6 protein-coding genes and 1 pseudogene are annotated in these 12,483 nt (G+C 32.3%); all 7 read left to right on the forward strand.

What is annotated here, in order from left to right; all coding sequences use genetic code 11:
- Window positions 1–61 precede the first annotated feature (61 nt).
- Window positions 62–1,300 (forward strand): annotated as a pseudogene (locus AC2TF5_RS03165) (IS256 family transposase).
- Between the two features lie 309 nt (window positions 1,301–1,609).
- Window positions 1,610–2,302, forward strand: coding sequence for a thioesterase II family protein (locus tag AC2TF5_RS03170; protein ID WP_491300828.1), 693 nt, complete (start codon window positions 1,610–1,612; stop codon window positions 2,300–2,302).
- Window positions 2,303–2,329: 27 nt separating this feature from the next.
- Entirely contained in the window at window positions 2,330–6,814 is a 4,485-nt protein-coding gene (locus tag AC2TF5_RS03175; RefSeq protein ID WP_491300829.1) for an amino acid adenylation domain-containing protein, read from the forward strand.
- Between the two features lie 21 nt (window positions 6,815–6,835).
- Window positions 6,836–9,931: a cyclic peptide export ABC transporter gene (locus AC2TF5_RS03180; protein ID WP_491300830.1), complete on the forward strand. Its 3,096-nt coding sequence runs from the start codon at window positions 6,836–6,838 to the stop codon at window positions 9,929–9,931.
- Window positions 9,928–10,896 (forward strand): 2,3-diaminopropionate biosynthesis protein SbnA, encoded by a 969-nt coding sequence (sbnA, locus tag AC2TF5_RS03185; protein WP_491300831.1) that lies wholly within the window; start codon window positions 9,928–9,930, stop codon window positions 10,894–10,896. The genes AC2TF5_RS03180 and sbnA overlap by 4 nt, the downstream gene beginning before the upstream one ends.
- A 28-nt stretch (window positions 10,897–10,924) precedes the next feature.
- Window positions 10,925–11,371, forward strand: a complete 447-nt coding sequence (locus tag AC2TF5_RS03190; protein WP_491300832.1) for a GNAT family N-acetyltransferase — start codon at window positions 10,925–10,927, stop codon at window positions 11,369–11,371.
- 126 nt (window positions 11,372–11,497) lie between these two features.
- Window positions 11,498–12,466 (forward strand): 2,3-diaminopropionate biosynthesis protein SbnB, encoded by a 969-nt coding sequence (locus AC2TF5_RS03195; RefSeq protein WP_491300833.1) that lies wholly within the window; start codon window positions 11,498–11,500, stop codon window positions 12,464–12,466.
- The last annotated feature ends 17 nt before the right edge of the window (window positions 12,467–12,483 follow it).

The following is a 12,483-nucleotide window of genomic DNA, read 5'->3' on the forward strand; positions in this document are numbered from 1 at the left end:
GAGCGCTAAAATATCTTGTGTAAATAGATGAATAGAAAAAGGAAGACCTATTCTTGTAGAATTGAGTCACCACAACAACAATTCAAAGAGAGGTCTTCCCTATAATCATTTTACAATAGATTTAGCCGAGGCTCTAGTCACAAAACAAGATGTCACGGAGGTTTTTAGCTCTCACCTGGAATCTACCATGAATCATCTGCTTGAAACGGAATCAACGACGTTTTTGGACTGCGAAAAATATAAATATGACCCGGATCGGATTCAACTCCGGTAACTCTCGTAATGGGGGATACACACGCACCCTTCGTACCGAGTATGGCGACTTGCAACTGCAGATTCCAAGAGATCGCAACGGAGAGTTCAAACAGCAAACCTTGGCTCCGTATAAGCGTTCCAACGAGACCATGGAATCATTCGTCATTCATCTGTTCCAGAAAGGCGTAACGATGGCGGTGATTTCAGATTTACTTGAGAAAATGTACGGTCACCACTACACGCCTCAAACTGTATCCAATATGACGCGAGGCATGGTCGAACATATTGACGCTTTCATGAAGCGTACGCTCACCGCATGCTATGTCTATGTCTATTTAAATGCGACTTACATTGCGGTGAAGCGAGAGACCGTCTCGAAAGAAGCAGTCTATCTTGCTGTAGGCATTCGTGAAGACGGTTCGAAAGAAATCTTAACTTACTCGATTGCTCCAACCGAGTTGGCATACATATGGAAAGAGCTGCAGATGTTCGATGTTCGGGAACGCGGCGTACAGGAAGTGCCTTTCTTTGTTTCTGACGGTTAAAAGGCATTGTGGATGCAATTAGAGAAGTGTATCCGAAGGGACAGATACCAGACCTGACTTGTTCATTTAGCGCGAAACCTCTCGCATAAGGTTCGTGTATCGGATCGCAGCTAGATTTGTGACGACTTCAAAGCCGTATATACCGAGCCGACGATGAAAGCGCCGGTAAAGACGCTTTAAAGACCTTCTGTGACAAATGGAAAGCCACCTATCCCAAGGTAGTGAAATCGCTGCAGGAGAACCTGCATATCTTCACGTTTTACAGCTTCCCTAAGTCCATCTGGAAATGCATTTATTCAACCAATCTAATTGCATCATTCAACAAACAAATCAAGCGATACACCAAGCGAAAAGAGCAATTCCCTCATGAAGAGGCGCTTGAGAAATTCTTGGTGGCCCAGTTCGAAGGCTATAACCAACGCTTTGCTACCCGCTGTCACATGAGCTTTGACAAGGCTCGGGCCGAGCTTTCGGAGATGTTCTCCGCTACCAGAGACTGACTTCATATTCTACAAGATAAGGTTATATTCATTTACACAAATTTCTTGACGCTACTGAAAGCAAGTTGAAGTAATTGTAAAAAAAGAAGGAATATTTAAGAAATATGTAGAAGAGTGTATAATGGACATGTTATTCTAATTATAGAATTTATTATAATGTATGGTTAAATAGTAAAAATATTACTATAGATATCCGGTGAAATAACTGGAAAATATTTAATTGAAAATGATAAGTGAATAAATTTAGTTTTTTAAGAAGTTTTATCAAAAAACTATCTTATACTTTATGTTGGGTGATGGTGATATATAATGCTACTATTTTGTTTACCTTATGCAGGTGGCTCGGAAGTTATATTTTATAATTGGAAAAAATATTTAAGCCCACCTATTCAAGTGGAAGCAATTGAACTTAAAGCAAGAGGAAAGCGATTTAATGAGGATTTTTATGAAACTCTAGAGGAAGCAGTTGAAGATATCTTTCAACAGATTAAAGATCAAGTGGTATGTAATGAATACGCTATTTTTGGGCACAGTATGGGAAGTCTTTTAGCGTATGAATTATATTATAAAATAAATAGTCAAAAGCTTAGATTACCTACACATGTTTTTTTTTCAGGATATAAACCTCCACATATAAAGCGAAGAGAGCGGCAGTTTCATTTACTTCATGAGGAGGAATTTACAGAGGGAATTATCGCATTGGGAGGGACCCCACAAGAAATTATAGACAACAAAGAAATATTTCAGTTCTTTATCCCATTACTCCGAAGTGATTATAAGATAATTGAAAATTATAAATTCATTCAACGAGAAGATAAAATACGATGTGATATTACAGTTTTGAATGGAAAAGAAGATGACATAACTCCTGAAGAGATACTGGGCTGGAAGAATCATATCCTTAAAGGGTTTAATGTTTTTAATTTTGATGGAGGGCACTTTTTTATAAATACTAATGTTGAAAGCATAATGGATATTATTAACAGAATTCTTATTAAATAGAAAATAAATCAAAAGGGGTATTAATAGATGAATAATAAAGAGAGGAATTACTTTAAATTAACACATCCTCAAAAAAGAGTATGGTACATAGATAAAGTTAATGGTAATTCACCACTACATAATATTGGTGGGTGTATGAAAATTAATCAGGCTATAGATGTTGAAGCAATGAAAGAAACGATTAACATTTTAATAAAAAGTAATGATAGCCTAAGATTAAGAGTTTTAGAAATAGAAGATGAGCCTTTTCAGTACGTCGAAGAATTTAAAAGAGAAAATGTAACTTTTCTGGATTTTAGTAATTACGAACACCCTAAAGAAGAATTTGAGAAATGGTATCAAGAAAAGTTTAAAGAAACTTTTGCTTTAGATGAAAAATTATACTTCTTTGCGATATATAAAATAAGTGAAACAGAATATGGTGTCTTATTGAATATACATCATATTATTTCAGACGGCTGGGCTATAACGCTTATAGAAAAACAGTTATGCCGCATATATGAAACAATGGTAAATGGAGAGACAGTATGTGTTGATGATGTGTATTCTTATCTGAACTTCATAAAAGAAGAGGATGAGTATCAGAATTCAGGGAGATTTGCAAGGAATAAAGATTTTTGGTGGAATAAATTTTCGGATTTACCTGAAGATTTTTTATATAAAGCATCTGATAGTTCAGAAGGGAAAAGACAATCTTTTATTATAAATAGAGATCTAACAAATAAGATAAAAAATTTCGTCAGTGAAAAGAACTGTTCTCTAAACACTCTTTTTATTGCGGCATTATTTATATATATAAATAAAATTACATACCAAAAAGACTTAGTCATAGGAACACCTGTATTTAATAGAAGCGGAAACGAGCAAAAGAATATAGTTGGAATGTTCACGAGTACAGTACCAGTGAGATTTAACTTAGATACTGAGATGAATATAAATGATTTAGTAAAAAACCTGAATAGGGAAGTGAAGTTTTGTTTTCTGAATCAAAGGTACCCGTATGATCTTCTAGTCCAAGACCTGCAGTTAAGTAAGAGAGGGTATGATAGTTTATTTAAAATGTGCGTGAATTATTATAATTCGGAATATGTAAATCGTATTAACGGAATAGATGTGGAAATCGAGGAGTATTATTGCGGACATCAGAATTATTCGTTGCAACTAACCGTTAAAGAGTGGAAGGAAGGGAATATAACCCTTAATTTTGATTATAAAATACTAGAATATACAGATAACCAAATCGAATCAATGTATACCTCTATGATATATATAATTAATCAAATGTTAGACAGAGAGAATATGCCGGTTAATTCCGTTAAACTTCTTGATGAGGACGAAACCGATTACAAATTATATGATTTTAATTCTACATATAGTGAATATCCAATGAGAACTGTATATGAATTATTTGAAGATCAAGTATTGAAAACACCGAATAAAATTGCTTTAGAATTCAAAGATGAATTATTAACTTATAAAGAACTCAACGAAAAATCTAATCAATTAGCGAACTGCTTAAGAGAAAAAGGAGTAGGTAAGAAAACAATCGTAACAATTATGCAAACGCATTCAGTAGAGCTTGTTGTTAGCATATTAGCGGTTTTAAAAACTGGAGCTTCGTATTTACCTATCGACCCGAGTTACCCTCCTGAAAGAATAAAGTATATGCTCGAGGATTCGAAAAGCAATTTAATATTAATAAATTTTGAATTGAATGACTTACAAATAGATGCTGATATAATTAACACTGCAAAAATATGTGTTGATAACTACAGTAAAGATAATTTAATGATAACTAGTGACTTAAATGATTTGGTTTATATCATCTATACTTCAGGTTCTACTGGTACACCCAAGGGAGTAATGATTGAACATCAAGGTCTTACTAACTACATCTGGTGGGCAAATAAAATGTATTTAAAAGAAGAAGATGAAGCTATGGCATTATATTCTTCAATTTCGTTTGATTTAACAGTTACTTCTATATTTACACCAATCGTATCAGGAAATAAAATTGTCATTTATGAAAATGATGAGCGAGAGTTTACCTTATATAAAATAATAAGAGAAAATAAAACAACGGTAATTAAACTTACACCTGCACATCTATCTTTATTAAAAGATGTAAATAATACTGAGTCAAAAGTGAAGAGATTTATTGTAGGTGGCGAAGATCTGAAAGTGAATTTAGTGAATGAAATTAAGAAGTGTTTTTGTTTTTCTGAAGATCTTGAGATATATAACGAGTATGGACCAACCGAAACTGTAGTTGGTTGTATGATACATAAATATGATGAGGCTAAAGATAAGGGGGTGTCTGTTCCAATAGGGTATCCTGCTGATAATGTACAAGTTTACATATTAGACAATCAATTGAATCCAGTTCCAACAGGTTTTGTGGGCGAGCTGTATATTTCGGGCGATGGAGTGGCGAGAGGTTATTTAAACAGAGAAGAGTTAACTCGCGAGAAATTTTTAGAGAATAAATTTGTAAAAGGAAAGAGGATGTATAGAACTGGAGATCTGGCAAAATACTCTGATAATAAATCTATTGAGTATATTGGGAGAATGGATAGCCAATTAAAAATCAGAGGTCATAGGATTGAAATTGGCGAGATCGAAAGGTACTTGCTAGAAAACAAATTTGTAATTGATGCAGTCGTTGCATTGAAGGAAGATTCGTTAGGAAACAAATTATTAAATGCTTATATAGTGGTTAGAACAGAAGTATCAGATACAGAAATAAAACAGTGGCTTCTAAAATTCTTACCTAAGTACATGCTCCCTAATAACATTATATTTTTAGAAGCGGTCCCCTTGAATTCTAACGGAAAAGTTAATTACAATGCGCTTCCAGAACCAAAGAAAATAGAAGGCGATTTTATACAGCCTGAATCTTCAGTGGAAAAAACACTAGTAAAAGTTATGGAGGAAATTTTAAATATAGAAAATATAGGAATGAGGGATAATTATTATCAGCTTGGAGGAGACTCCATAAAAGCAATTCAGATTTCCTCAACTTTAAAAAAATTTGGTTTGGATATCCGAGTGAATGACATATTAGCATATGAATCTATTGAAGAGGTAGCTGCAACAATAATTGAAGGAGAAAAGCCTCTCGCAATAAGCCAAGAAATGCGGCAAGGAACTATTGTGAAAACACCCATTATTGAATGGTTTTTTGATCAGAATCTCATAAATCAAAATCTTTATAATCAACATGTATTATTAGAATACAAAGGAGAATTAGATGTTAATAAAGTTAGAATTGCTGCAAAAAAATTAGTCGAACATCATGATGGTTTAAGAATTAATTATGATAGAAAAGAGAATCACTTGTTTTACAATAATGCACATTTTAAGAATAATTCATTAATGGAATTTTTTGATTTATCGCAAATCCCCTATGAAGAGCAGAATGTTGCAGTGGGAAATATAGTTAATAAAGCTGGTAATCATTTTGATATTGAAAGTAGTCCTTTATTTAATATAACCATAATAAGATTAAGCAATGAAAAAAATTATGTATTATTCACAGCCCACCATTTAATAGTTGATGGAATGTCATGGAGAATAATATTAAATGATTTTGGAATTATATTAAAACAACTAAATAATGATATGGAAATTAAACTACCAACTAAAACACATTCGTTCCAAGAATGGTCAAACGCCTTGAAAGATTACAGTGAAAAGGATTTTATTGGTGAAGTTAATTACTGGAAAATAATATTGGATAAACAAATTAACTATCCAGTCGATTACCTGAAAGGAAAAGATACTGTCATAACTTCAAATAACATAAGCGGAAGAATAGACGAAATAACCTTGAATCATCTGATTAGAAGAACCAATGAAATTTATAACATTGAACTTAATGAGGTTCTAATAATTGCATTAGTAATTAACATTAACAAAATGTATAAGAAAGAAGAAATACTGATTGAACTTGAAAGGCATGGTAGAGAACAAATTAATGATTACATTGATGTATCTAGAACTGTAGGTTGGTTTACGAGTATGTATCCTGCTTATTTTAAAGTGGATCAGGAAAAATTGGAGGATAATATCAAATTATTAAAGGAACAACTAAGGGAAATACCTAGTAAAGGTTTTAATTTTAGTATTCTTAAATCAAAGAATGGTGAACTTAAAAAGGGAGCTGGTAATAATATTAGATTTAATTTCCTAGGCGATTTTGACAATGTAATAGATAAAGAAACAATTAACGTATCGAATATTAAAATGGGGCTGGACAGTGATCGTGATAACCATATGACGTCATTGATGGATATAAATTCATTTATAATGAATAAAGAATTGAATATTTCAATTGAATACAGCAGGAATAGATTCATGGATGAAACAATTGAAAAATTTATTAGTGGTTACATAGATACTTTAAATTTAATTTTGAATCATTGCATAAATAAACAAGGAGCGGAATTTACTCCTTCAGATTTTAATGCTCTGGAAATTTCACAGGAGGACTTAGAATCTTTGTTTGATTAGATAATGTGAGGAGTATACTCTATGAAGTTTGTGAACAAGTTGATTCTATGGATTACACTTTTTATTCTGTTGTTGTTACCATTAGAGAAGAGTTATGCATTGTATAATACTTCAGAAAATATAAACTCTTTAACTAATGACGAAAAACTAAAAATAGAGAAATTAATAGAAAAAGACATGAAAGACGCTAAGATACCGGGTGTATTTATAACTATAGTGAAAGATGACAAAACGGTATATTCAAATGGCTTCGGCTTCTCAGATGTAGATTTACAAAAAAAAGTTGATTCAAGAACTTTATTTGAGATTGGATCTAACAGTAAAGCTTTCACAGCATTGGGAATTCTGAATTTGCAAAAAAGCGGACATATTAAACTTGAAGATGAGATAACTAAATACTTACCATGGCTAAAGGTTAAATATAAAGGTAAGGAAGTTTCAATAACGATCGAACAATTACTTCATCTAACAAGCGGTATACCATTCGAGACCATTGATAATATACCAATTTCTAATGAAAATAATGCACTTGAAGAAACAGTTAAGACCTTAATAAATATTGAATTGGATAGTGAACCAGGTAAGGAATTTCAATACGCGACCATAAATTATGATGTTTTAGGATTGATCATTGAAAAAGAGACTGGGAAAAGTTATGAGTCTTACATTGAAGAAAATGTATTAAAACCAATGGGATTAAGTAGTACTTTCCTTTATAAGAGTGAAGCTGTTAATGAACAGATGGCTAAAGGCTATAAAATTGATTTTCTAAAACCGCAGGTGTATGAGGCTCCGGAGTATAGAGGGAATAAACCAGCTGGATATATCATTTCTAACGGTGAGGATATGGCTAATTGGCTAAAAATTCAGATGGGGACTTTCAATAAGTCGAATTTTGATCAGAAAATTATTGAACAATCACATCAAGCCAATCGTAGGGCTGCACCTTTAGAAGACGGATCGTCTTACGCAAGTGGCTGGTATGTGTATCAGAAAGAAGGGGGGGAGATTTCTCATGGAGGAAATAATCCTAATTTCTCTTCATTTATAGTGTTTAAACCAGAGGATAAAATCGGTATAGCGGTGCTTAGTAACATGAATTCGGATTACACAGAAAAAATAGGTCAAGGTATTAACGCAATAATTCAAGGAGAATCTTATACCAAAGAGATAAAAGATTTAAATAAAAGTGCAGACAAAGTGTCTATTATCATCTTATTGACCACTGGTCTAATGATTTTGATTACATTTTTCTTTCTGGTTAAGCTACTAATCGAAATAATAAAAAAAGAAAGGATTCTACAGAAAAAAAGGATAACAAGTTTCATTAAATTCATTATTTCTTTAATTTTCATGTTAGGGCTAAGCTATTCACTATACTTGATTCCCTATATTTTTTATGGAGGAGTCTCATGGAAATTTGTATTTGTATGGCTTCCTAACACGGTGAAAATCTCCTTTTATTTAATATATATAAGCCTATGGTTGGTTTACATATACTCTATATTAACAAGTTTGTTTAAGAAGAATAACGATAAGTCCTTATTTACCATTCTATTACTCAGTATTGCGAGTGGGTTTGGAAATGCCCTTGTTATTTTCACCATAAATATGGCGATTAATAGCGAAAATGATATAAAAATAAAACTCTTAATTTATTTTATAATCGGAATAATACTTTACGTCTATGGTCAAAAAATAGTAAGGAAAAAGCTAATAGATATAACAAATGAAATCGTTTATTCGAAACGAATGGAAGTAGTTAAATTTCTGCTGAAGTCTTCTTATAAAAGATTTGAAGAAATTCAAGAAGGGAAAATTGAAGCAACGCTTAATAATGATACGGAAACTATTAGCAGATTTGCGAACATTTTAGTCGGGGGTATAACGAGTGCCGTAACGCTTATCTGCTGCTTTGTTTATTTAGGCTTCATAAATATAAATGCTTTATTACTCTCCATATCAGTAATATTACTAATTGCAAGTATTTATTATTTAATTGGTCGGTATGCCAATAGAATTGGTGAAGAGTCAAGGGATCTTCAGAACTTCTTTTTTAAATTCATTAAAGATTTAATAGGAGGTATTAAGGAATTAAGTTTAAGTGAAAAAAAGAAAAATGAATTTGAAGAAGACATGGATAAAAGTTGTTATAAATACAAAGTTAAAAAAGGACAGTCGGCGTTAGCTTTTGCAAATATGTTTATAATAGGAGAATTATTATTTACTTTTGCAATTGGTGCTATAGCAATAATTTTCCCGCTAATTATTAACAACCTTGAAGCGGTTAACATAACGAGTTACGTATTTATTTTGCTTTATATGACAGGTCCTGTGCATGAAATACTAGATAGTATACCAAATTTCATTGAATTAAGAATAAGCCTAAAAAGAATTAATGGATTAATGGATGAACTAACTGAATCACAAGATGAAGAAGTTAATGAAACCGGTTTCAGTGTGGAGGGGAAAATAAATTTAAAGTTAGATGGCATTGAGTATATTTATGATGAAAATGATGGGAAAAGTTTTAAACTAGGACCGATTAGTTATGAGTTTAATTCAGGGGAGATCATTTTTATTACAGGTGGAAATGGGAGCGGGAAATCAACACTAGCTAAATTAATAACTGGTCTTTATAAACCATATAACGGAAAGATCTTTCTGAATGATAGTAAGGTTTCAGAAAAAATATTGAGTGAAAGCATATCTGCGGTTTTTGGTGATTTTTATTTATTCGATAAACTTTATGGAATCGACTATAAGAATAAGGCCGATGAAATAAAAAAATATTTAAGTATACTTCATCTAGATAAAAAGGTTCAAATCGAGGATGGGAAATTTAGTACAAAGAAGCTATCCACCGGACAAAGAAAGAGATTGGCTTTATTAGTTACATATTTGGAGGATAGGTCAATATACTTATTTGACGAATGGGCTGCAGATCAAGATCCAGAGTTTAGAAAGTTTTTTTATAAAGTTCTCTTGCCAGACTTAAAACAAAGTGGAAAGTGTGTTATAGCCATAACTCACGATGATCATTACTTTAACGTAGCGGATAAAATTATAAAAATTGAGATGGGAAATTTAAAAATAGTCCAGGGGGTATTGGTATGATTTATGAAAATATATTTAGTTTGGTTGGTAATACACCACTTATAAACCTTAAGGGTGAAGGATTAGAGAATATAAACTTATATAGCAAATTAGAAGGGGCTAATCCAACAGGAAGTGTTAAGGATCGAGCGGCGAAATATATAATAGACAGAATTGAAACAGAAGGAATAATTGATAAAGATACTATCATAATTGAATCAACATCAGGAAACTTTGGAATAGCATTATCAGCTTATTGCAAGAGCAAAGGGTTGAATTTTTATTGTGTTATTGATCCGCTAATAACTGATACAAATGAAATGTTAATACATAAATATAGTTCTAAGGTTATAAAAGTAACAGAAAGGGATGAGAATGGAGCTTATCTATTAACAAGAATAAAAAAAGTAAATGAGTTACTTGAAGAAAATCATAATTCATATTGGGTAAACCAGTATGCCAATGAATACAATGCTGCAGCATACTACAATACATTAGGACTTGAAATATGTAATGAAGTTCAAAACATTGACTATGTATTTGTAGGAGTCAGTTCAGGTGGGACAATAACGGGTGTGTCAAGAAAGGTAAAAGAGGTCTATCCAAATGCAAAGGTGATCGCTGTAGACATAGTAGGATCAGTGATATTTGGAGGACAACCTCAAAAGAGATATATACCTGGAATTGGGTCGAGTAGAGTCCCAGAAATTCTAAAATCAGCTAAAATAGACGAAGTTATGGAGATTAGTGAGAAGGATGTAGTGAAAGAATGTAACAACCTACTAGTAGAACATAAAATTTTCGCAGGTGGGTCATCAGGTGCGATTTTTGCAGCAATAAAAAAATATTTTAAAGATAAGAAATTCATAACAAAACCTAATGTAGTTACTCTATTTGCAGATAGAGGAGATAGGTATGCAAATTCAGTTTATGATAGCAAGTGGTGCGCAAAATTCTTACCTGATCATGAAAAAGTGGGAATTTAAAAAATGAGTTTAAGGAGAGAATAAATGCATGAGACTTGTTGAAATAACAAAAGAAAATTGGGAAAAAGTTATACTCTTGACTACAAATAAGGATAATCAGCATACGCTCGATGAGGAATTTGTTGCTTCTAATGCATATTCATTTGCACAGTCATTTTTTGAAGGAAATTGGACAATAAAAGCGATTGAGCATACAGGTGAGTTAATTGGATTTGCTATGTATGGACTCTCGGAAGAAAGCAACTCCTATGAACTGTGCAGATTTATGATTGATATAAAATTCCAGGGAAATGGCTATGGTAAGCAGACTTTATCCTTAATTATCGAAGAAATGAAAAGCCAATTTGGTTGCAAGGAGATTTATTTATCTACAGTAGCTGAGAATACAAAAGCTAAACATGTGTATGAATCTTTTGGGTTTATAAATACCGGAGAGATACGGGATGACGAAGAATTGTATGTGTTGAAATTATAAATTGATTGGGTCGCATTTGGTGGACCTGAAACAAGGTTTTATAGTTATTTATTACTTGTTATCATTCGGGAAATATTTGAATATATTTGGGGTTTAAGAGCAGTATAACTTTGGAGGTGCTAATGTATGATATACATTAATGAAAAATCAATCGAAAATATTGGTGTTAACTGGAACGAAGTGATAGCTGTCATTGAAAATGCGACGAAAATTTTAGCGAATAATGATTTTTCCCAGCCGATTAAGCCGTATTTAAGATATAAAGATTTAAAGAATAGAATTATTGCCATGCCGGCATTTATTGGTGGAGACATTAATAAGTCCGGAATAAAATGGATATCCAGCTTCCCGGATAATATAACAAAAAATATCCCGAGAGCTCATAGTGTTGTTATTTTGAATGATGCAGACACTGGAAAACCAGAGGCAATTGTTAATACGGCACTTGTAAGTATTATTCGCACAGCTGGAGTAACAGGATCAATTATAAAGGCTTTTAATAAAGTAAGAGATTTGAAAGATCTTAATATAGGAATAATAGGATGGGGGCCTATAGGCCAAAATCATTTCAAAATGGTAACAGAGTTGTTAGGTGATAAGATTTCGAAAATATCTTTGTTTGATTTAAATCCAATAGACATCAATAGTATTCAGTCTAACTATAAAGAAAAAATAGAAGTAGTAAATAGTTGGAAAAGTGCCTATGAAGATGCTGATATCTTTATCACATGCACTGTATCAAAGGAACCTTATATCGACATCAGACCCAAAGCAGGATCATTACAATTAAATATTTCACTAAGAGATTATAAAACGGACATCTATGAATACGTAAAAGGGAACATCATAGTGGATGATTGGGATGAGGTATGCCGAGAGAAAACGGATATTGAAATGATGAATATAGATAAAGGCTTAATTAAAAGTGAGACTAAATCTATTGTAGATGTTATTTGTGATGATTGCTTAAAAAATTGCTCTACAAATGATGTTATTATGTTTAATCCTATGGGAATGGCTATTTTTGACGTTTCAATTGCGGATTATTATATGAAAAAAGCTTATCATTTGAACGCTGGACAAATACTGGATTGAAATTAATTGTATTAAAA

The organism is Paenibacillus sp. JNUCC 34 (assembly GCF_058269055.1).

What these genes read in the sequence shown, in the direction of transcription:
- AC2TF5_RS03170 (WP_491300828.1), top strand. Translation starts at nt 1,610, where the DNA reads ATGCTACTATTTTGTTTACCTTATGCAGGTGGCTCGGAAGTTATATTT.
- AC2TF5_RS03175 (WP_491300829.1), top strand. Translation starts at nt 2,330, where the DNA reads ATGAATAATAAAGAGAGGAATTACTTTAAATTAACACATCCTCAAAAA.
- AC2TF5_RS03180 (WP_491300830.1), top strand. Translation starts at nt 6,836, where the DNA reads ATGAAGTTTGTGAACAAGTTGATTCTATGGATTACACTTTTTATTCTG.
- sbnA (WP_491300831.1), top strand. Translation starts at nt 9,928, where the DNA reads ATGATTTATGAAAATATATTTAGTTTGGTTGGTAATACACCACTTATA.
- AC2TF5_RS03190 (WP_491300832.1), top strand. Translation starts at nt 10,925, where the DNA reads ATGAGACTTGTTGAAATAACAAAAGAAAATTGGGAAAAAGTTATACTC.
- AC2TF5_RS03195 (WP_491300833.1), top strand. Translation starts at nt 11,498, where the DNA reads ATGATATACATTAATGAAAAATCAATCGAAAATATTGGTGTTAACTGG.